The organism is Spiroplasma eriocheiris (genome assembly GCF_001029265.1).
Classification (GTDB): Bacteria; Bacillota_I; Bacilli_A; order Mycoplasmatales; family Mycoplasmataceae; genus Spiroplasma; species Spiroplasma eriocheiris.
Map to the genome: position 1 here is coordinate 400,647 of NZ_CP011856.1, position 23,910 is coordinate 424,556.

The window sequence follows — 23,910 nt, forward strand, 5'->3', positions numbered from 1 at the left end:
AAAGGGGTAGTAATAATGGCAAAAATGAAGAATTTTATTGATTCGACATATGATAATCAAAATGTTTATTTAATCATCAATGATAATAATGAAGCAATTATGATTGACGCTTCGAACGCAACATCCGCAGCCCTTCGCTATTTAAAAGAAAAAAATATTACTTTACGAGCATTATTTATTGGTCATGGTCATATTGACCATTATGAAGGCTTAGATAATGTCTTGCGAGAATATCCCGATTTAAAAATTTATCTGCAAAAAATTGATTTGCGATTATTATCCCAAAAAACGGTGGATGATGTCACAGGAGAATTCATTGGTTTAGCAATTAACTATCCGTTAACAAACCTTGTAGCCTTGGAAGGTGATAGTGTTGTCCATGAAATTGGTTATGATATTGAGGTGTTTAATATTCCTGGTCATACTGCAGGAACCCAAGTGTTACGCATTAAAGATTTAAACTTAGTAACAACTGGTTTTAGTTTATTACCAGATAAAACATCAGAAGGTTATACCGGCAAATTATGTAATGACAAATATTTCATTACTGAGTTAAAACGAATTACTAATTTAGAACCGCAATGGCATGTCCTTCCTGGTCATAACAAACCATTTCTAATGCAAGATGCCCTTGACCAGGGAGTTATTACTAAATAATCAATAAAAAACAAAAGAAAGCTTTTGTTTTTTTATTTTTTTGTTTGAAAATTATTGGTTAATGTTATTATGTAGATAGGAGATTTTAGAAAGGACTTGTTAAGATGTGTACCAAGAAAAAAATGCATAATTCTGTTGATAATAATCTTAAGACTTCTTATCAAGACCTTGCTAATACCACTACGCTTGCTGATTTAAAAAATAATTTAGCAGTTCCTTCGATTGGCTATCAATCAATAATGATATCAGCTGCTTTGGAGGCTCAAAGTTCCAATGCTATTAAAACAAAAGGTTTTAATTTTTTTAAACAAATAATATTTACTTTTCTTAATCCGTTTAACTTATTATTAATTTTTATTTGTCTTTTTAACCTTACTAAATATATTATTGGTAATTATCAAGATAATTTAGATTTAGCGAGTGCCATCATTGTTGCAGTAATGATGTTTTTAAGTGCGATTATTTCAATTGTCCAAGACTATAAATCTTTTCGCACCACGAAACAATTAGCTAGCTTAGTGACCAAAACAACTGCTGTAATTCGCGATTATGATCTGGGTACTCACCAAATTACAAGTATAACCATTGCTGATTTAATCAACCGTTCAATAAAAATCCCTGTTGATAATTTATTAGTTGGCGATCTTATTTATTTATCAACTGGTGATATTATTCCTGGTGATATTAAAATTATTTATGCTAATAACTTTTTAGTTAACCAAGCTGTGCTAAATGGTGAATCAACTCCTGTTTATAAAACAAGTAATAATAATCTCACCCAAGCGGCGAATATTTTTGATTTAAATAATATTTGTTTTATGGGAACAAGTGTTAGTGCAGGGAGCGCGATTGGGGTGGTGATTGGAACCGGAAAAAACACCTATTTAGGGTCAATTAACCAAGAAATTAAAACAACAAAAGTTACTAATAGTTTTAATATTGGGTTAGCAAAAATTACTCGGTTAATTATTTTAATGATTTTGGTGATGGTCCCGGTTGTTTTAGTTTTAAATGGAATTCGCACCCAAGCATGGTTAGATGCCCTGGTCTTAGCGATGTCGGTGGCGGTCGGGTTAACTCCTGAATCGTTACCAATGATTGTGGCTGCTAACTTAACAAAGGGGAGTAAGAAACTAGCAAAACAAAAAGTTGTCATTAAACAACTAGACGCAGTTCAAAATTTAGGAGCGATTGATGTGTTATGTACGGATAAGACCGGAACTCTTACCGAAGATAAAATTATTTTAGATCGTTATTATAATTATGCGATGATTAAAAGCCCCCAGGTTTTAAAATATGCTTTTTTAAATAGTTATTTTCAAACTGGAATGAAAAATCAAATTGATGAAGCAATTATTAACTATCCCCCAAGCCGTTTTATTACTAATTTACCGTTGGAATATCAACTACAAGGAGAATTACCATTTGATTTTACTCGTCGGCGTATGTCAGTTTTAATGCAAGAAAAAATAACTCAGAAACAAGTTCTAATTACCAAGGGGGCTTTTGAAGAAATTCTTAATATTTCTGAATATTATTTTGATAAAGGACTTGTTAAAAAACTAGATCGTGATACTAAAATTAAATTATTAGATGATGCATTACAACTAAATCAACAAGGGATGCGGATTATTGCGCTTGCTTATCAAAATTACGAAGGAAATGAGCCCTTAACATTGGCAGCTGAACAACAGTTAATATTTTTAGGTTTTTTATGTTTTAAAGATTTAATTAAAAAAGATGTAATTAGTACTTTAAAATTATTAAAAAAATATGGAGTAGAAACAAAAATTTTAACAGGTGATAGTCAGCAAGTAACCTTAGCTGTTTGTCAACAAATTGGTTTTCAAATTAATGGAATTTTAGATGGCGAAGAAATTGATAACATGAGTGACCAACAGTTAATGGAAGTGTTAAATAAAACTAATATTTTTGTAAAATTAACTCCCTTTCAAAAAGCCCGGATCATTGAATTATTACAAAAGAAAAAACATAAAGTTGGTTTCTTAGGAGATGGAATTAATGATGCGATTGCGTTACGCAAAAGTGATGTGGGAATTTCGGTTGATAATGCCACTGATATTGCCAAAGAAGCAGCAGATATTATTCTTTTAGAAAAATCATTATTAGTGTTAGAAAATGGGATAATTGAGGGTCGACGAATCTTTGCTAATATTATTAAATATATTAAAGTAACGGTGGCGGCCAATTTTGGATTAATGCTAAGTTTAGTAATTGCTTCAGCCTGGTTAGCTTTTGCGCCAATGGCCCCCATTCAAATTTTATTTCAAAATTTATTATATGATATTTCACAAGTGGCTGTTGTTTTTGATAATGTTCATCCTGATTTTATTAAAAAACCGCGCGGATGAAACACAAAAGGATTAATTTCTTTTGCATTATGAAATGGTCCCTCAGTAACGTTTATTAGTATTTTAAACTTTATTGTTAGTGGGATTATTCTTAGTTCAATTGCCCTAGCCAGTTCGTTAGCACTTGGTGCAACTAATAATCATTTAATTTCTCAATTTCAAACCACAATGTTTACCGAAGGGGCTATTTTGCATATGATGATGATTATGATGATGCGAACAAATAAAATTAATATTTTTAAAGATGCGCCGCCGTTAAAATTAGTAGTTCCAATTGCAATGATTTTAGGAGTCGTGTTAGTCCTTCCATACCTACCAAAAATTAGTACTTGGTTACAATTGGCACCCCCAGATCCAATTTGGTATGCTTATTTAGTAGGTTTACTAGTTATCTTCATTATGATTAGTTCCCTCTTAAAAATAGGGTATTTAAAAATTTACAAAAAATGATTATAATTATACTACTTAATAAATTTAGCAAAATTAAAATAAATAATTAGATTAAAGGAGAAAACAAATGTTTAAATGAAATGATAAGGCCCATTTTTATGTTCGGCTAGCTGCCTTAATAGCATTAAGTTTATTTTTAATTGCGGATGTAACTCTAGCTACTTATGATCCCCAACCGCAATTCCGAATGTTATCTTACACCGAACGGATTTCAAATTATTATTCTTTTTTTACAACCCAAACTAATTACCTTGTTGCGTTTTATTTTTTCCTTGTTTCCGACGGTTTTTTAACTTGTTAACAATTTCTTTTTGAAAATCATATAAGTATTTTCTCGTTGTTAAAAATTCGGTAGTTTGGTTAAACTGGTTATTAATAATCTCTTCTTGAGCTAAGTGAATTCGGTTTAATAAATCAGCTCGCTCCGCTGGGTTATTAAAATTAACCAAACGATCAGTTCAGATTGTTTCATATTCAGTTAATAGTTGTTCATATAATTGGGGATTAGCAAATTCATTAACCTTAATATTTCATTCCCGACCGCGGACCATTCCTCGATATGTTAAATTAGAAGATCCTATAATAGCAGTCCCAAATCCTGTTTTTCGGCGAAAAATTGAGGCTTTAATATGAATACGTTCGCTTCGTTTTTCTAAATTATCTTCAACTCTAATCTCAAAATTATCATAGGTGGTAACAAGGCGGGTTAACTCTTCTAAGTTAACAAAGGCCGCCATATTATCAAATGTAGTAGTAATTAACCGAATCTTGGTTTGACATTTATTAGCAATCGCAATTGAAGCTTCAATCTTATTTAAAATTGCTTTTGAAATAAATGGAAAAATAAAATCAACTTCATCGGCCGTTCTAATTTCTTTGTTAAGTTCATTAATTAACTCCTGGGCGTTTTGATTAGTAAATAGATGGTTATCCGTTAACCGAATTGTATTATGATATTCACTCGGATTATTATCTGAAATTTTTAATAAAATTTGCGGTAATAATTGCTCTTCAACATTAGTTTTACCAATTAAAGTATTTAAAAATACTAATTTTTCTTCTAATGTTGGATAACTTTTTAATTTTGTTAATAAAAAATTATTATTAAATTGTTTTACTAAATAATGGTCCCAGTCTTTAATATAATCTTTTTCGTCGGTTAATTCTTTGACAACATAATTGTCTTCAATTTGGTCATTAAGTTTTAATAACAGATCATAAAACCCTTTTTGTTTCATTTTTTTCACCTTACTATATAATTATTGCTTTAGTTGGATAAGTAGTTTTCTATTTATATTATATCTAGTTTTTAACAGTTATAAAAATATTACAAAATTTCTTTAATTTTTTTATTCCAGCCGCAAACTAACCCGACAAAAATTAAGCAAAATATTAAAAGAATTACAAAAATTATGTACGAAAGCAAAATAATTATAGTTAATTATTCAAATTTTTTAGTATAATATGCTAGTGTTAGAACTTTAATTTATAAAAGGAGGAATGAGCAAATGGATATCGCAGCAGATAAAAAACATCGTAACTTTTATCTAACCGCTTTACTGATGATGATTCCCATGACTGTCCAAGGGTTAATGGATAACTTTATTAGTTTATTCAATACTTTTATTTGTGGGCAATTTCAAAATGGAACCTATTCATCAGATGATATTGTGGCGGGAATTGGTTCACAAACGAATGTTTTTGAAATTGTTTGGTATGGTTTAATTGGGCTCGTTATTGCGGGAAATGTTTATACATCACAATATTATGGGGCCAAAGATTTTGCAAAGGTTCGCGAAACAATGAATACAAAACTTTGTTACATGGTGGGATTTGCCTTAATTTCATTAATTATTGTTGAATCAGCAACTCCTAATATTATTAGTGCCATCATTGGGGGCAAAAACGCCGCTGGAGGTGCAGATAATGCCATCCATATTGGTGTTCAATATACAAGAATTGCCGCCATTTCTTATCCCTTGTTAGCAATCAGTTATTGTTTTGCAATGACCATGAATGCCCTAGGGAAAATTAAAATTACTTTATTAGCTTCCCTAGTGGGAATTCTAATTAACTTACTTGTTTCTTGTTCATTTGGTTTTATCGGTGATCACGATACAATGTTTAAAGTTGATGGCCTAGCAGTTGGAGTCATCTTGTCATGGTTTGGTTCAACAATGGTGTATGTGATTTACTTTTTAGTAACAAAACCAATTTTTCGTCCATACTTTAATATTTTCTATATTACAAAAGATATGCACAAAAAAATGATTAAAACTTCAATTCCCAATGTTGCCAACCAATTAATGTTAGGTTTTGCTTTAGTAATTCAAATTGCAATCTTTGCTCGGAACGGGGGACCACAAGCAATTGCCGCTTTACAAATTGTCTTAACAATTTTCACCCTTCTCTTCTCAATTTTCCGTCCGTTAACGGGATTAACGGCCTTCTTTGTTGGAAAAGAATTAGGTGCCAATAATACTAAACAAGCCAAAGAAAACGCCTGACGGATTATCTTCTTAGTCTTTATCGTGTCCTTTATAATTGCCTTGCTCTTCTTATCAATGAGTTGGTGGGTACCACAAACTTTATATCCAAACCTAAGTGATTATACAAAATCACTAGCTTCTTGATACTTATATTTTGCTCCAATCTCATTCTTATGTACGGCCTTAATTCAACTTCTATCCTTAATCTTAGGAGTTGGAGGTTATCAATTATATGCCTCAATTGCCAATATTATTATGTTATGGATGCTAGATGTCCTAGTAGTCTTCTTATTATTTAAATATACTAGTTTAACAATTCATTATGTTTTAATGATCGGTTGTTTATTAAAACTAATTGAACTAGCAGTCATCTTTACAATGTTCTTATTAATTCCATGAAACCGGAATTTGGTTGTTCACGAAGAATCATATGCTCCTTCTCACGCAACCCCAGGACAAAAATTATACCATCAACGCCGAATGAAGAAAAAACAAACCCCAAATAATCCCAACCAACCTTCATCTGGAAATTAAAAGAGTTTAATTACTAATTAAACTCTTTTTTTGTTCTTAACGTTTCATACTATAATTATAATTAGGATGTTTGATATTTTCACCATGTTCTGGACTAATCTTTGAACCCGCAAAACTAGTTTGGTTATTATTTTTTTTACTAAAAACAAATTTATGTTTTGATTTAATACACTCTGAGTTTAAACAATGTAGTTTGTATTCACAAGGTTTTGAACGACAAAAGAATAAACCATTCCCACAATTTTGACAACTTAACTCTGTTTTTTGTGACTCTTGAATTGCTCTACATTTTTCACAATTATCGCGATGTTTTTCACAGCCTACTAAAACGCTATCATGCATCGCAATGCGGCCTTTTCCTTCATTACTTGGCATTTAAGTTTCCTCCTTGCTTATTCATTTGAATAAATAAAACTCATCCAGAATCTCACTTACCTATTTTGACAATACTAATTTAATAATAAACAATACTAAATTCTATATTTAATTATAAATATATTATTAGGACTAGAAGATAACCATCAGTATTAAATAGAAAAGAGTCAAATCGGATAAATTTATTGATTAAATAATAATTTTTCTTTTCTAATTTAATAGTGCTTAAGTAGGAAAAATACTTAAGCACTATTAAAATCATTATATATAATTATTTAAGTTTTCTTTGCCAATGATTATTAACATTTTTAAACAAGAAAAATGTAAAAAAATTCATATAAAAAATGATAATAAATTAATATTATCATTTTTTAAATTATTTTTTTGCTTTTTTAGCTTCTACTTTCAAAACGTTTTCTTTAATTTCATTAATTTCTTCGACACTAGTAATCTCATTAAATAAATGATACAACATATAATTTCGTTCCTTCGGATTAGTAAAATGTTGTTCAAAGAATTTAGCAGTATCATCAACAATTGTCATGAGGGCTAATGCTTCATCATTACTAATTTTTTCAGCTCCTAATGGTCCTTTCACAAGGGGTGGTAATTGTGAGACAAAAGTATAATCTTCTAACGCCCCTTCTTTTTGTGAATAATAGAAAATTCGGAATGAAGCCACTTTGCCAGCAATTGTTTTCACCGCAGTGCGAACAGCTGTCACTTTTGTTGATAACATGTTTTTAATGGCCACGGCAATTATAACCGTAATTGTTCCAATTGGGAAAATAATTTGAATAATTAAGTCTAAATCAACGCCAAATTTATCAGCAAAGATTGATTTAATTAAGGTATAGATATTTTGAATTAGTAAAACGGTTACAAAGAACGCAAAATTAGTTGCGGTTCACCATTTATGTGGTACTAAAACTTCTGTTTTTTTACCAACAACATATCATAAGAAGTATGAAACTAAGACTAACACAATTCCATAGGCTAATGATATTAAAGTTGTTAAAAAGTTGAAGAAACTAAAAACAATTGTTAAACTAGTAACAAAATTTAAATAAATTCTGGTGTTAAAAATCACATAATCATTTGGGAAAGTTGTTATTAAATTATAACGTCATTCAAAAGCACGGCGTTTATATAATTTAATAATAATTGTAATATAAAAACATAAGCCTATTAATGCAATTACTGCGGTAATAAAAATATAAGAATAAGCCATGTTAATGTTAACAGTTCGCTGATCTCAGGCTTTTCCCCAGTCAGTAACATCGTTATTCCCCTTCCCAAAGAAATTAAACGACATTAGGGAAAAATCAATTAATGGATAAGAAATTGACATTAACTGACGATAGCGCTCCTGAATTTCAGCATCGGTTAAACTACCGGTTTTAATTTCAGTTAAAATTTGGTTAACATTATTTTTTTCATTAATATCTGTCCGCTCTTTTAAAAATAAAACTAACATTACAATCAAAACGGCGGTAAAGATTGCTCAGAAAATTAATAAAAACAAATATTGTCCACCAACAAAAGTACTTTTCTTTTTCTTGGTTTTAAAATTAGCATTCTCCATAAAACACCTTTTTTCTATTTTTCATAGTTTTCATCATTATTTTTAAAATAGATGAAGTGCGATTAAACAACAACCAATAGTTGTGCTTATACTTAATATAATAATGGAAAATTATATAATTTGCAAGAAATTAATAACTAAATTTTTTATATGTTTTAAACAATCTCTTGATATTGTTAACTTAAATACAAATGGTTTCTAAAATAACAATAAAAAACATGGGTTATTCCAATGTTTTTCTAAATTGATACTATAATTGCTTGGTAACTATGCTTGTCAACGCATTTTTCAGCTAGCAACACCAATATAAGTTGCTAATAACCCTAATGACACTGCTAAATAAATTGCGAAAGTAGTTGTGAAGCTAAAGTTTCCTTTTCATGCTGATAAGAATGGATCTAAACAATATTTAAAGGGATTAATATATGTAACATATTTTAACACATTACTGTTTAAAATTAATTCGGCTGGCATAAATGATCCACTTAAAAAGGCAATTGGCATGTAAATAACATTTGAAACCGCCACAAAAGCAGTTGTTGATTTAAAGACTGACGCTAGCATCATTCCTAATCCAATCGAAGAAACAAAAATAATTAATGCAAATGGAATTGCTGGTCCGACATTGTAAGGAATAGCAACTTTATTTCAACCAAATGAGCCACCAAAGAAAATACCTGCTCACAATAGTGTTCAAAAGAACGCTAAGATAATAAAGGCAAATCCCACCGCAATAACTGCTAAGACAAAGAAAATTGGTTTAATATTAGTGGCGCCAATTCTTGTATATTGAACACCAATATGGATGGCATTATCTGCACCTCCAGCGGCGTTTTCGCCCCCAATGATGGCACTAATAATATTAGGAGTTGCTGATTCAACAATAATTAATGAAATTAAGGCAAATCCCACCATGTAACAAAGTTTTGTATTCATTGTTTCGCGAACCTTTGCAAAATCTTTGGCCCCATAATATTGCGATGTATAAACATTTCCCGCAATAACGAGCCCAATTAAACCATACCAAACAATTTCAAAAACATTCGTTTGTGAACCAATTCCCGCCACAATATCATCTGATGAATAGGTTCCATTTTGAAATTGCCCACAAATAAAAGTATTGAATAAACTAATAAAGTTATCCATTAACCCTTGGACAGTCATGGGAATCATCATCAGTAAAGCGGTTAGATAAAAGTTACGATGTTTTTTATCTGCTGCGATATCCATTTGCTCATTCCTCCTTTTATAAATTAAAGTTCTAACACTAGCATATTATACTAAAAAATTTGAATAATTAACTATAATTATTTTGCTTTCGTACATAATTTTTGTAATTATTTTAATATTTTGCTTAATTTTTGTCGGGTTAGTTTGCGGCTGGAATAAAAAAATTAAAGAAATTTTGTAATATTTTTATAACTGTTAAAAACTAGATATAATATAAATAGAAAACTACTTATCCAACTAAAGCAATAATTATATAGTAAGGTGAAAAAAATGAAACAAAAAGGGTTTTATGATCTTTTATTAAAACTTAATGACCAAATTGAAGACAATTATGTTGTCAAAGAATTAACCGACGAAAAAGATTATATTAAAGACTGGGACCATTATTTAGTAAAACAATTTAATAATAATTTTTTATTAACAAAATTAAAAAGTTATCCAACATTAGAAGAAAAATTAGTATTTTTAAATACTTTAATTGGTAAAACTAATGTTGAAGAGCAATTATTACCGCAAATTTTATTAAAAATTTCAGATAATAATCCGAGTGAATATCATAATACAATTCGGTTAACGGATAACCATCTATTTACTAATCAAAACGCCCAGGAGTTAATTAATGAACTTAACAAAGAAATTAGAACGGCCGATGAAGTTGATTTTATTTTTCCATTTATTTCAAAAGCAATTTTAAATAAGATTGAAGCTTCAATTGCGATTGCTAATAAATGTCAAACCAAGATTCGGTTAATTACTACTACATTTGATAATATGGCGGCCTTTGTTAACTTAGAAGAGTTAACCCGCCTTGTTACCACCTATGATAATTTTGAGATTAGAGTTGAAGATAATTTAGAAAAACGAAGCGAACGTATTCATATTAAAGCCTCAATTTTTCGCCGAAAAACAGGATTTGGGACTGCTATTATAGGATCTTCTAATTTAACATATTGAGGAATGGTCCGCGGTCGGGAATGAAATATTAAGGTTAATGAATTTGCTAATCCCCAATTATATGAACAACTATTAACTGAATATGAAACAATCTGAACTGATCGTTTGGTTAATTTTAATAACCCAGCGGAGCGAGCTGATTTATTAAACCGAATTCACTTAGCTCAAGAAGAGATTATTAATAACCAGTTTAACCAAACTACCGAATTTTTAACAACGAGAAAATACTTATATGATTTTCAAAAAGAAATTGTTAACAAGTTAAAAAACCGTCGGAAACAAGGAAAAAATAAACATCTAATTATTATGGCCACCGGAACCGGGAAAACGGTAGTTAGTGCTTTTGATTATCAAAATCAAATTAAAGAAAATAATAATGTTAAACCAACAATATTATTTTTAGCCCATCAAAAAGAAATTGTTGATCAGGCCTTGTTAACATTTCAAAGTGTATTAAGAGATAAAAGTTTTGGTGAAGTTTTATATGACCAGATGACTTCCCAAAATAATAACTATTTATTTGCCACAATTCAAACAATTCATAACCGCTTGTTAGAATTTGATCCGCAGCATTTTGATATTATTATTTTTGATGAAGCGCATCATATTGCAGCGAAAACTTTTGAGCGAGTGTTTAATTATTTTAAACCAAAACAATTATTAGGGTTAACTGCCACTCCTGAACGTACTGATGGTAAAACAATTTTAAAATATTTTGATAATGAGTTTGCTAGTGAGTTAAGATTGTGGGATGCTGTCAACCAGCGTTTACTATGTCCGTTTGATTATTATTGTATTGATGATACGACTTCTGATTTAACTGGGGTGGATTTAAATAATGATGAAGCTTTATTTCAAAAGTTAAATACAACGAGTCGTAATGAATTGTTGTATCAAATGATTAATAAATATCTGGGCTATTATGCCAAACCAATGTGTATTATTTTTTGTATTACAACAGAGCATGCAAAAATTGTCGCAGAATTTTTAATAAAAAAAGGACTAAAAGCAAGTTACTTAACTTCCGAAGTTAATAGTAGCCGTACAGCAATTTTAAATGATTTTAAGAAAATGCGGATTAATTATTTATGTGTTGTCAACATGTTTAATGAAGGAATTGATGTTCCTGAAATTGATACAATTATTATGTTGCGCCCCACTAATTCTAAAACAATTTATTTACAACAGTTGGGGCGGGGATTACGAAAAACTGATCATAAAAGTCGATTGGAAGTTTATGATTTAATTACTAATGTTGATAAAAAATATGATTTAACATTAGGAATTAAAAATTTATTTGCTAATAATTTAACTTCTCGCAAAATGATTAGTGAAAACCAAGGGCTACCGTATGGTTGTACAATTACTTTAGAAAAACGCAGTCAAGAGATTATTTTACGAAATTTAAGACAATGATATGATGATAAACATCGCATTCGTTTACAGGTCCGCGAGTTCTATCAAAAATATGGACCGGAAGGATTATATAAAATTTTAGAAACCTATGAAATGTATTTATTAGATTTTTATAATATTCTGAATGATTTTTATTTAAAAGTTGCTCAAAATATTACTTTGTATAATAAAAATGAAAATGACCATCAACGGAATAAAAATATTTTTAAGCAGTTTTTATTTTTAAATAGTTACGACATTGTTTGATATTTTTATCATCGCTTAAAACAAAGCTTACCACCAAACCAATATCAACATTGCTATGATAATCTTTTGATGTGTTCATTATTATATGAAGTAACTAGTATGAATGCCTATGAAGGGATTTTTCCTAATTACCAAGAAATTGAAGATTTAATTGATTATTTTATTGAGCATAACCAGTTAATTGTTAATGAATTATTATTAATTTTAAAATATAAACTTGACCATGAATTATTAATTGCAAGAGAATCTCATCAACAGAATTCATTATTATACGGTAATTGAACTTTTACTGTTCGTCAAGCATTATGTATTATTGAAAGAACAAATTTTATTCCATCAAAACCGTTACGAATTATTGCTTTCCAAGCTGGACACTTAACTTTTGATGAAACTAAACTAGTTATTTTAGCTGATACCGAAGTTATTAACTATGGGAAATTAACTAAATATGATCCTATCACAAAAGAATATTGGTGATCATTACCCGAACAGATGAAAATTAATAATAAATTAGTAAAAGATATTCAAAACCCTAATATTACCAAATACTTATTTTTGCAAAATAAAATTAACCATCTCTATCCAAACCTTAAATTAAAGTTATATGATTTTATTGGAATTGGAAAATATTTAAAAATGGTTGACTCTGACATATTAACGGCAGAATTTAGTTTAATTAGTTAAAAAAAACTGGTTTTTTGGTTGAAATCTGAAAAGGAATTGCTAATTTTCTTTTCAGATTTTTTAAGTTAGTTGGGAAATTAATCAATAAAAATATGGGGTTTTTAATAGTCGTGATTTTGTCAAGTTTTACCAAAATTGTGATATTATTTGTTGCTTGTTATAATGATAAACACCATATCGAGGAGAGCAAAGGAGAAAGGAATATGGAAGAAAAAAAGCTTTATACTAGTTTAAAACAATATCAAAATCGATTTTTACGACAAAAAGCCATTGGGAACTTATTTTTTACAAAAAATAGTACCGCTACCAACCGTAGTATCATTGATTTATACCAATTATTGTTTACTAATTTTGCTGAACCCCAACAAGAATTTCAAAATTTTTTAACCGGATCAGCTCTCAAACTAAAAGAAATAAACGCTTATAGTATTCCAAACATTGATTTGCATTTAAAAGTTTTATACTCTTCTGAAGATGATAAAGTTTTTATGCATAAATATCGGGAATTATCAACCAAATCAAATATTTTTAAAGTAAAACCAATTTTTGAAGAAATTATTAAATTTTATAAACGTAAAAATAAGGATAATCCTGAGGATTTAGTTAATAAAACAATTAAGTTTTTAAATTCATATTTTGCTGAACAATTTGATAACTTAAAGATTATTGTCAAAGATTCTGAAAATGAATTATCAGAAAAGGGGAACAATGTTTTTTATCTTGGTTATCCATATATTGAAGGATTTTTAGAAACAGAAGAAGTTTTTCGGGGACCATTATTATTATGACCAATTGTGGTTGATAATAATGATAAGGTTAAACGAGAAATGACATTAAGAATTGAAACAACTAACGTCATTATTAACCCCATGATTAAACTTCGTCAGTTAGCAGCCCGTAAAATTAATTTAGATTTAGTTAATTTTGATCCGCTTGACGATGAAGAAGATGTTAATAAAATTGAAAAAGCGCTCACGGAACTAAGCGAGATTGGACTTACTGTTAAAAATAATAACCCAACTGTTGTGAGTCAAACAAGCATTATTACCAATTTTTCGTTGCCATTAAAAGCTTATAATAAAGAACAAGCAGCCAGTGAGTTAAAAAATAAATATAATTTTAATGAAAGTGCCATTTTATGTGCGGCTTTTATTGGAATTTATAAAACAACTAACACGGCTTTATTTAGTGATTATAATAAAATTTTAGATAATACTAATTTAGGGGAATTAAATGATTTATTTTTTCAAATTTTAAATGAATATGAGGATTCAAAAGAAAAACGAATTGAATTTGAAAAAAGTTTTCGTGAACAAGATGTCATTGCGATTAGTGAGTTAGATTTTTATCAAAAACTAGCAATTAAAAAAGCAATGAATTCAAATTTAATTATTGAAGGGCCACCTGGTACCGGAAAATCGCAAACAATTACTAACCTAATTGTTAATGATATTTATCGCGGTGATAATGTTTTATTATGTGCGGAGAAAAAAACAGCTTTAGAAGTTGTTTATAATAATATGAAAAAATTCCAAAAATATTGTTTATTTATTGACGATATGAATAATAAAAGTTTTGTTTTTTCACAAATTAAAGCCGCTATTGATAGTTCTTTAAATACCGTGGTTAGTGAAAAACAAAAGATCAGTAATGATGAAATGGATTATTATTTTGATAAAATCCGGGAATATCGTCAGCTAATTGAAGAAGAAAAAACTCAAAATTATACGCTATATAAAAATGATTTAAAAGATATTAATAATTACTTAGATCCTAATTATTATGAACGTTTAAATCAATATGCAATTTTTTCATTAGCCTTAGAAAGTTTTACCGAAGGTGTGGAAAAGATTTATGCTAACTTAGATGATATTATTAAAATTAAGGAATTTAAACAAAAGTTTGCTGTTTTAATTGAACTGCATTATAAAAAAATTAATTTTTTAAAATTAAGTAAGTTATTAACAAAAATCAAAGATAAAAAATTAGATTATTTAATCTATAATATGCTAGCAAAAGGTGAAATTAAGCCAAAGATTAACTTAACAAAAGATTATGATGATTATGTTAATTTTTTATCCGAAGCAAGTAGCAAAATTACAAAATTAAAAACAGAACTCGAATCATTAGATGAATTTTTAGCAGGATTAGTGTTATTAAAATTAGAAACCAATTTTGATCCAATTATTACTGATAATTATCCATTTATTGATTTTTTATTAGAAAGTCAATTGGCAAAAGACCACTTGATTATTTTATACAAATGAATTTATATTAAAAACTTTGAAAATAATAATGAAGATATGATTGGAATTGCCAACTCTGTTTGACATAAAGAAATTAAAGAAATTGAAATCAAATCAATTAATGTGGCCATTGACCAGTTAGATAATAACTTAGCAATTGATATCCGGGAAAAAATTCAAAGTTTAGGTCCGGAAATTCAAGACCAAATTATGATGCTGAAGAAAGTTGTCAATAATAACTCGCGGAAATCATTAAAATTTATTTTTAGTAATTATCCCTTAGCAATTCACACACTCTTTCCAGTGTTAATGACCACCCCAGATAGTGCCGCAATTTTATTAGAAACCAAACCAAATTTATTTAACCAGGTTATTTTTGATGAAGCATCCCAGTTATTTGTGGAAAAAACAATTCCAATTATTTATTGGGGGCAACGAATTGTTGTGGCGGGAGATAGTAAACAATTACGCCCAACTAATTTCTTTGGAATTAAAAACACTGGCGAAGAAGAAACCGAGGACTTTAATGATAATTTAGAAGCAGAAAGTCTCCTTGATTTTGTTAATGGAAAAATTCCAAGTCGTATGCTCCGTTATCACTACCGTTCTGTGCATAAAGAGTTAATTAATTTTTCAAACACGGGATTTTATACTGACCAGTTATTTACAAATTCAAATACAAAACTATCAACAATTCCGATTGAAGAAATTTATTTACCTGAAGGGAAATTTATTAATCGTCAAAATCGTCCTGAAGCCGAAGCAGTTGTTAATAAAATTGAAGAAATTTTAGAAACTCGTAAACATAATGAAACAATTGGGGTTATTACTTTTAATGTGAAACAAAGTGTATTAATCCAAAGTTTATTAGATAAAAGAGCTCAAAATAATAAAAAATTAGCAGATGAATTAAACCGGATTGTGGATCGTAAAAATTATTCAATTTTTGTTAAAAACCTTGAAAATGTTCAAGGTGATGAACGTGATATTATTCTATTTTCATTTGGTTTTGCTAAAAATGAAAATGGGGTCTTTCGAAATTACTTTGGACCATTAAGCGACCGTGGTGGGGAAAACCGCTTAAATGTAGCCATTACCAGAGCAAAGCGAAAAATTTATTTAGTAAAATCAATTAAATCTTATGATATTAGTAAGGATAGTAAAAATAAGGGACCAAAATTCTTACATTATTATTTAAAATATGTGGAAGCCTTAAATAATCCAAATATTGAACCAGAACTTCGTGATGATTTCTTAGATAATGTGTTAGGAGAATTACGAAATGAAGAAACTGGTAATAATGTTATTGAATCAGAAGTAGTAGAAGTAAAAACAACCAACCCAGAATTTCAAGCAGAAGTATTGGTTGCTCTTGATCAGTTAATTCAGGAAAATGGTTATGGAAAACGTTTTCAAATTAAACAGCAAATTAAAGTTGACAATTATCTAATTGATATTGGAATTTATGATAAAAAGGAACAAAAATTTGTGTTAGGAATTGAAATTGATGGGGAACATTATAATAAAATCTTAGCCCAGAAAGAATACGATTTTTATCGCCAAAAATATTTAGAAGTTCGGAATTGGGAAATTTATCGAATCCCATTATTAAAATGGGAAGTTAACCGTGAGAAAGTTCTGAGAGATATTGCATTAAAAATGGAAGGGGTTAAATAATTATGTTTGATTTAGAACGCATTAAAAATTTTAAATTTTTTGAAGAATTTAAAGACTATATTTTTGATTATGTTGATAATGTTTCTCAGCAACTAAGTAAAGAAGAAGTTCTCGCTATTATTGATAAAATGTTCCCCCAAACTAGTGATCTTAAAATTATTGAATTTTTAAATGAAGTCCAATCGCGGGGTGGAGAATGAATTCAGTATGATGATCATCAAATTATTACGGATGATAATTTTATTGCTAGTTCTAGTAATAAAGATTTGGTAGATGACGATGATGATGAAGGGATGAGCACCGCTGAAGTTGATGCCGCTATTCAAGATATTATTAATAACCCAACAGTAGAAGTCGAAAAAAACCCTTCGATGGGAATTGATTTAGAATTAACGGAAGACAATTTTGCGGAAGATTCTGGTAATGATGATTCGGCCCCTTTAACAACTAGTGATGATGAATTAGTTGATGAACAAGATGATTTATCAAGAGCTGTTACTGAAGATAACAAACCAATTTCTAATAGTAAAACTTCACCAGACAAAACAACAAAAGGTTCAACACCAATTGTTGATGAAGAAAATTTATCGGATGATGATTCTATAAATCAAAAGACCAAAAAAATCTCTAAAAAAGCGAAAAAAGGCACAAAAAATAAGCAATCACCAACATCTGATGAAACAAGTGATACTACTAATAATATTAGTTCTCGTTATAAATTAGAACCTTATTGAGATATTTTCTTCTTAGAAATTTCCCATAATGAATTTGCTGGGCCTTCAACTCCTGCAATTTTACAGCAAGCAAAAACGTCTTTAAAAACATATTCATCCTTATCAGATATTTTAGATGATTATGTTGCAAAACATAATAACGGAGAAGATACCACTGAACTTTTTGCCCAGTTTAATGAGAATTCCCCAGCTAATAATGTTTTACAACAACGTTTACATGAAATTGATAAGGTGCTCCCTCAAAATTCTGACCAATTGCCAGATGAATTCCCAACTGGCGATAATTTAAACCTGGATTTTATTGAGGAAAAAACTAATGAATTTGAAGAATTTATGATTTATCGTAAATTTGATGATAAATTCTTAGAAAAATGTTATCTTTCTGCTTTTGATAATGACCAACATAAGAAAATTATTAAAAAGATTTGAAAAAAAGGCAACTATAGTAATTTATTTATCAGTGACTATACTTTAATGTATGAATTTATTAAACAAACCAATGCGCCGGATGCGTTAGTCAAAGAATTATGAGAAACAAAAATTATTCCGTACATTTATATTCAATATTTAATTGAAATAGTTGAAATGGATATTAGTGATATTGAAATTACAGAAACAATTGCTAAAAAATTAGTAGTTTATTTTGAACTTTTAATACAAAAATTAATATGGCAAATATTATGAAACCTGATTTTGAAGACCACCGTAGTTGGAAAAAAGAATATAAGGAAAGTCTTCTTAATAGTTTACAAACTTACCAAATTAATGTGGCAGAAAAAGGGCATTTATCGGAGTTATTCTTAAATAAAAATTTAGTTGCCAAATTAAGAAAAAAATTAGAACTTTGTTTATACCATGATGAAATTTTTGCAAACCATAGCTTATTAGACCAAGGATTATGAAATAATTTAAGTAAAATTGGTAATTTAAATGATAAAGAAGTTATTTATTGTATGGGAAGTATGGTTTGACAGTATATTCAAATGTTTAATATGACATTTTTTAAATAAAAATTACTTAAAAAAAGAAAATCTTATTTTCTTTTTTTATTTTTATGAAAATTTCCCAGCAACACTAGGGTTTTAAATGTAATATTTTTTTGTCAAGTCTAAAAATATTTGCTATTAAGTTTTAAATTGATATAATTAGGCAAAAGAAATATACAGATAAAGGAGACATTAAAATGAGGAAATTGTTGGCGCTTACAACTTCGATAACTTTAATAACTTCTTCAACAATGAATATTGTTTCTTGTAACCTAGATACGGCTTTACCATTTTATAATAATGATGGGATGACTAAGCAAAATGAAGAAGATATTAATGATGCCGTTTTAGGTGGTTTTGATATTCCAGGAAAATCAAAAATTTCATCATTATTTGATTATAATTTAGATAAATGAGCAGCTGAAGATGTTAATAATCTTAATGGGAATTTATTAGAAACGAACCTTAATCTTAATAAGATTAGTCCTTCCATAAATGCCCAACATTTTAGTCCGAAAGTTTCTTTAACTTCAAATTCTTTATTATATACAGCTCCAAATTCCCGCGATTATGATGATCATAAAAAAGATATCAATAAACTAATTCGCGAATCTTTATTATCATCAAATGATATTATGGAACAACCAACTGATAAGATTGTTAATAAATATGAAAGCTATCTAACCGACCAGGAAAAAGCTGATTCTATTATTAATATGGAAAAAGTTGTTGAATATTACGAAAAAATCTATAATCCTGAAACTCCATCCGCTCAGAAAAAACGTTGATTATATGTCGATAAATTACGTGGTAATTATACTAATTGGTTTAAACAAGGGCGTGATTGAAATAGTAACCCATTTTTACCAGATTTTGATTTTAAAAATGTTAAATATGTGCAAAGTGTTTTCTACTATACGATTTTAGAACATTTTATTCAAGCAAGTGGGGAAAAATATAATGTTAATTTAACCCATATTTGAGGACCACATTTAAGTCGTAGTATTAATAGCAATATTGCCCAAATTAACTTTACCTTTACTGCATGGGATCCTTTAAAATGAGTTAAATACTATGTTGATGGTCATCCAATTGTTGACAGTAACGACAATATTTTTGAAAACATGCCAATTATTCCGTTAGATGAAAAAGTAGGGGTAAAATTAATTGTCACTGATATTTATGGCGGTAGTTCAAGTTATATTATTGGAAACTTTACTTTTAGTAAATTATTAAATTTATAAAGAATAGTTTTTTAAAACTATTTTTTATTTTTGATTATAATTAAATTAAATACTAATCAAAATGCTGAGAAGAAAAGGAAAATATTAATGAAGATTATTTTTAAATTAATCTGAAAATTTCAAAGTAAATCATGAATTTCCGGGGCATTAATTTTTATTGTGCCAGTGATTTTTTTATTTATAAGTGTGGAAACAGCAAATACTTTGAATAGTGGTTCTAGCAACGGCCCTTATTTAGCCCTCCCCGGTGTAATTTTAGCCATTAGTCCGCTAATTGGCTTAATTAATTTAGGAATTACTATTTCTGAAATTCGGAATACCACTTTTTATAAACACTTAAAAATTAGTACAATTAATCTACCAATTTTGTTTGGCAGTTTAATAATATATAACCTCTTTGTTACTATAATAGGAACATTATGAATAATGTTAGTTGGTTTTAGTGTTTATCATTCATATCTCCATGCTTTTAAATGAATTAACTGACCATTGTTTAGCCTCGCGATCATTATTAGTACAATTTTAGCTTGTAGTTTAGGACTTTTATTAGGAATTGTCATTAATAATTTTAAATGAAGTATTATTATTGCGCTAGTTATCTTTTTATTAAGTATTTTCTTATCAGGGTTATATCTCCCCCTCATAATTTTAAAAAATAATTTATTTTTAACAATTATTAGTTATTGCTTACCTTTTACTTACCCAATGGGAATTTTATTAGTTAGTTGATATTATTCTCCTCCAGTTATTCCCGTGACCGGACAACCACTTGTCAAAGCAAGTGATTATAGTATTTTTTCCAACTTAACAATTCCATTAATAATTAGTTTAGTTTTAATTGGCATTATTTTATTAGTAATTTTAGGATGATGATATTTTAAGTATTTCCATTTTAGCAAGGGGGCATATTAAAATGAAGACTTTCCACTTAATTTGGCGTTACCAAAATAAATCAATTTTATTATGGTTTTTAGTTTTTATTTTACCAATTATCTTCTTAGTAATTATGACCCAGTTAGCAAGTTTAATGAACAGTCAAGTGGCTGGAAAAGCTGCTTTTATTGTATTACCAGGCATTATTTTATCAATTGGTCCCACTATTGGTTTAATTAACCTTGCTATTACGATTGCTGAACTACGAGTTACCAAGTTTTATAAGCATTTAGCTGTGTTGATGGTAAATGTTAAAGATTTTATTGTTAGCTTAATTTTATATAATTTATTAATTAGTATTATTAGTTCAATGTGAATTATGGGTTTCGGGTTTTTAGTTTATAATTCCCAAATTAATTTTAGTTGAATTAATTGATTTTATGTTTTTATTGCTGTTGTTCTGAATTCTATTTTAGCTTGTTTAATCGGTTTTTGTTTAGGAATTGCTTTTAATAACTTTAAAGTAACGTTGTTATTAGCGGGGATTATATTTTTATTAACTGTCTTTTTATCAGGGCTATATCTACCTTTATTAGTAATTAAAGCTAGTCATTATTTAAAATATTTTAGTTATTGCTTACCCTTTACTTACCCAATGGGGGTGATGATTCTTGGGTGGTATAATTTTGTGCCTTTATATAATCACCATCCAATTGTTGACCAAGGAACCTATAATTTATTTGATAGTCTCACTGTTCCCTTAGTAATTTCTTGCTGTTGAATTTTAGTTTTTTTACTAATAATTTATTTAATTAGTAAATTAAAAAAATGAATTTAACCATTTCTTTTGAGAGGATTAAATTAGTTTGAAAATATAAAAATGTCATAAATCTTTTTTTTTTTTTTTTTAATGTATAATTTGAAATATACTAATTTATAAAAAAGAGGGTAAAAAACTATGAAAAATATGATTCCTAATTTTTTGTGTGCGCAATGTCAAGCAGAATTACAAAATAAATTAAATACTATTAAGGTCACTCGACCAGATTTTTTAAAGAATTTAATATTTTTAGAAATTAGAAATAAGAGTTTGGTGGAATTAAAAGAAAAGTATGATATTAAAATAGTCTTATATTTACGGTGTGCTAATCGTCATTTTGGGCTATTTGTAAAAAGTAGTTTGTTTGATATAAAAGGTGATTATAAGGATATTGTTCGTAAAAATGTTATTCCTTATAATAATAAAGTCTTTTTGAATGAAACCCCTAATAATATAGTAAAGAAAGATAAAGCTTTTGATCCACCAACTTTGGTTTCACAAGATCTGCCAAATCTAAATTATCCAATTTCAAATAGTGAAGATATTAATTATTTAAAAAATGTTGATAGTAAAATTAATCAATTGGGCATGATGCATTTGCATAGTTTAAAGCATATGTCAAAGATGCGCCGTAATTTTTTGATTTCTTTTTTAATTTTTATTTTGTTGGTGGCTGCTGGTTTGGCTACGGGATTAGGATTTTATTTTTCTGCTTCTAAAAAAGTGACAAGTAATAATTTTAATGGCGGGGTTAATCTTATTGCTTTAGCTGAAGATTTTGATGATAATGTTTTAGGCCATATTGCCGATAATCAAGATTCAACAATTTTAGCAGAAGTGAAAAAGCATAATCCTAGAGTAGTTGTTGAAGATATTTTTTTAAGAAATACTACACGAACATCAGCAGTTATTGCGGCAAAATCAGCTAGTGGTCATTATTAATATAATTCACAAGTTACTGTTACTTTTTTACCGCAAGTAGTAACTTTAAAAACAGATTTGAGTAGCCAAATTATTGTAGGTGAAGTTAATGATCCATCAATTGAAAAAGATGTTTTAAATAATCTTGGCAAGGAAAATCCTAATTTAAAAATTAATCAAATATTAGTTAAGGACTATAATAAATCAGAAGCTAAAATTGTTGTTAAACCAGATAGTACTGTTTATATTCCTGGTGATTCTTTGATGGTTTATTTTAATACTGGTGGGAAAAAATTATTATCGCAAGATTTAATTGAGCCAAATATTGGTAATATTGTAAATAATAAATCTGAAACTATTAGTAAAGCATTGGTTGCTAAAAATAAAGACCTAAAAATCGAAGAAATTGAGTTGTTGTCAATTACATCTTCAACTGCAAAAGTGACTGCAAAAAAAGACAGTAAAATATATGTTTCTGATAATGTAGAACCAATTGAAATTTATTTTCAAGTATATAATCCTAATATTGGAAAAATAAAAAAACAAACTGCTCATTTTGATATGACTAATTTAGGGGGAGTTTGGACTGATTATACCAAATTAGCTGAATTGAAAGATTCAACGATATTATTAAATTTAGGAAAAAAAATTGTTGAGTTAAATCGAGATGGTTCTTTTAAAAAAGATTTCATTGATGTTCCAGAATCTAACATTACATTTTATAAAATTGTGCAGTTGTTAGATGGTAAAATTTATGTTTTTGCTGGTAATTTTAATAATTTGCTAATTTATTCTTTAGAATTGAGTGGATCAATACCTAAGTTAATTTTGCTTAAAAAATTTAGTGGCCCTGATAAGATTCTTTACTTTTTCCCACTTTCTAATGGGCAGTTTTTAGCTGCTAGTGGTAAATATATTTATATTTTTGATTTTGATTGAACACTTAAAAAAACATATGATTTCTATGAAACCTCTAATGACGGTGGGAAAGTTATTGGATTTTTATTAATTAATAAAAATCCAAATTTTGGGGATTTGATAAAAATTGCTACAGAGAGTAATATTTATTCTTGAGAAATTGGATCAGATAATTTTAAACTTTTATCACAAACCGCTACTCTTGTTCAGACTATTGCGCAATTGGATGATGGCACTATTTTGGCTTTCAATTATGGGAGTCATCAAATTTTACAATTGAATGATGATGGTACAATTAGAATTGTGGTTGCTAACATGTTAGAGAGTTATGCTGCTGGTTTTTTTGAGACTTCTGATCATAAATTATTTTTTTCAGTAGTTAGTGCTGATATAAATCATCTTTATTTATATGAATTAAATAATAAATAGTTTATTTAGATGTAAAAAATAAAATAATGTTTGCAATTTTGACAACTTCTTCATATTATTAAGATAACAA

General features: G+C 28.4%; 17 protein-coding genes. 13 read left to right on the forward strand and 4 right to left on the reverse strand.

All coding sequences use genetic code 4. The annotated features are described in order from the left end of the window. Positions 1-15: 15 nt before the first annotated feature. The 3 genes from SERIO_RS01910 (at position 16) to SERIO_RS01920 (ending at position 3,780) form a co-directional block, all read left to right on the forward strand. Positions 16-657 carry an MBL fold metallo-hydrolase gene (locus SERIO_RS01910; protein WP_047791224.1) on the forward strand — a complete coding sequence of 214 codons (642 nt, stop codon included), beginning with the start codon at positions 16-18 and terminating at the stop codon, positions 655-657. Positions 658-761: 104 nt separating this feature from the next. Beyond that, positions 762-3,485 carry a magnesium-translocating P-type ATPase gene (gene mgtA, locus SERIO_RS01915; RefSeq protein ID WP_236682170.1) on the forward strand — a complete coding sequence of 908 codons (2,724 nt, stop codon included), beginning with the start codon at positions 762-764 and terminating at the stop codon, positions 3,483-3,485. A gap of 61 nt (positions 3,486-3,546) precedes the next feature. Beyond that, positions 3,547-3,780, forward strand: coding sequence for a hypothetical protein (locus SERIO_RS01920; RefSeq protein WP_047791225.1), 234 nt, complete (start codon positions 3,547-3,549; stop codon positions 3,778-3,780). Here the strand turns inward: SERIO_RS01920 and SERIO_RS01925 are convergent. Next, on the reverse strand, positions 3,722-4,717 hold the full coding sequence (locus SERIO_RS01925) for a phospholipase D-like domain-containing protein (protein WP_047791226.1): 996 nt from the start codon (positions 4,715-4,717) through the stop codon (positions 3,722-3,724). The two genes, SERIO_RS01920 and SERIO_RS01925, sit on opposite strands and share 59 nt — an antisense overlap. A gap of 270 nt (positions 4,718-4,987) precedes the next feature. Between SERIO_RS01925 and SERIO_RS01930 the strand changes: the two genes are divergently transcribed. After that, the gene (locus SERIO_RS01930; RefSeq protein WP_047791227.1) at positions 4,988-6,502 is read left to right on the forward strand and encodes an MATE family efflux transporter; all 1,515 of its coding nucleotides are present in this window, start codon (positions 4,988-4,990) and stop codon (positions 6,500-6,502) included. Between the two features lie 36 nt (positions 6,503-6,538). Here SERIO_RS01930 and SERIO_RS01935 read toward each other — a convergent pair whose 3' ends face one another. From SERIO_RS01935 to SERIO_RS01945, 3 genes are all read right to left on the reverse strand, one after another. Then, positions 6,539-6,877, reverse strand: a complete 339-nt coding sequence (locus SERIO_RS01935; RefSeq protein ID WP_047791228.1) for a hypothetical protein — start codon at positions 6,875-6,877, stop codon at positions 6,539-6,541. A gap of 376 nt (positions 6,878-7,253) precedes the next feature. Then, the gene (locus tag SERIO_RS01940; RefSeq protein ID WP_236682171.1) at positions 7,254-8,462 is read right to left on the reverse strand and encodes a hypothetical protein; all 1,209 of its coding nucleotides are present in this window, start codon (positions 8,460-8,462) and stop codon (positions 7,254-7,256) included. Positions 8,463-8,729: 267 nt separating this feature from the next. Next, complete coding sequence (locus SERIO_RS01945; protein WP_047791229.1) at positions 8,730-9,692, reverse strand: MATE family efflux transporter; 963 nt, start codon at positions 9,690-9,692, stop codon at positions 8,730-8,732. A 270-nt stretch (positions 9,693-9,962) separates the two neighbouring features. Between SERIO_RS01945 and SERIO_RS01950 the strand changes: the two genes are divergently transcribed. The 9 genes from SERIO_RS01950 to SERIO_RS01990 all read left to right on the forward strand — a co-directional run bounded on the left by SERIO_RS01950 (position 9,963) and on the right by SERIO_RS01990 (position 23,840). After that, positions 9,963-12,992, forward strand: coding sequence for a DEAD/DEAH box helicase family protein (locus tag SERIO_RS01950; RefSeq protein ID WP_079450778.1), 3,030 nt, complete (start codon positions 9,963-9,965; stop codon positions 12,990-12,992). 203 nt (positions 12,993-13,195) lie between these two features. Continuing rightward, positions 13,196-16,915: an AAA domain-containing protein gene (locus SERIO_RS01955; RefSeq protein ID WP_047791230.1), complete on the forward strand. Its 3,720-nt coding sequence runs from the start codon at positions 13,196-13,198 to the stop codon at positions 16,913-16,915. Positions 16,916-16,917: 2 nt separating this feature from the next. After that, entirely contained in the window at positions 16,918-18,453 is a 1,536-nt protein-coding gene (locus tag SERIO_RS01960) for a hypothetical protein (RefSeq protein ID WP_047791231.1), read from the forward strand. After that, positions 18,417-18,659: a hypothetical protein gene (locus SERIO_RS01965; protein ID WP_047791232.1), complete on the forward strand. Its 243-nt coding sequence runs from the start codon at positions 18,417-18,419 to the stop codon at positions 18,657-18,659. Before SERIO_RS01960 ends, SERIO_RS01965 begins: the two co-directional genes overlap by 37 nt. Before the next feature lie 173 nt (positions 18,660-18,832). Continuing rightward, entirely contained in the window at positions 18,833-19,879 is a 1,047-nt protein-coding gene (locus tag SERIO_RS06250; RefSeq protein WP_053040808.1) for a hypothetical protein, read from the forward strand. Between the two features lie 87 nt (positions 19,880-19,966). Further along, positions 19,967-20,791: an ABC transporter permease gene (locus tag SERIO_RS01975; RefSeq protein WP_047791233.1), complete on the forward strand. Its 825-nt coding sequence runs from the start codon at positions 19,967-19,969 to the stop codon at positions 20,789-20,791. A 1-nt stretch (position 20,792) separates the two neighbouring features. Further along, on the forward strand, positions 20,793-21,590 hold the full coding sequence (locus SERIO_RS01980; protein ID WP_047791234.1) for an ABC transporter permease: 798 nt from the start codon (positions 20,793-20,795) through the stop codon (positions 21,588-21,590). A 120-nt stretch (positions 21,591-21,710) separates the two neighbouring features. Continuing rightward, a complete protein-coding gene (locus SERIO_RS01985; RefSeq protein ID WP_047791235.1) occupies positions 21,711-22,514 on the forward strand; it encodes a hypothetical protein in 804 nt (267 codons plus the stop codon). Positions 22,515-22,571: 57 nt separating this feature from the next. Continuing rightward, positions 22,572-23,840 carry a hypothetical protein gene (locus SERIO_RS01990; protein ID WP_047791236.1) on the forward strand — a complete coding sequence of 423 codons (1,269 nt, stop codon included), beginning with the start codon at positions 22,572-22,574 and terminating at the stop codon, positions 23,838-23,840. Positions 23,841-23,910 lie beyond the last annotated feature (70 nt).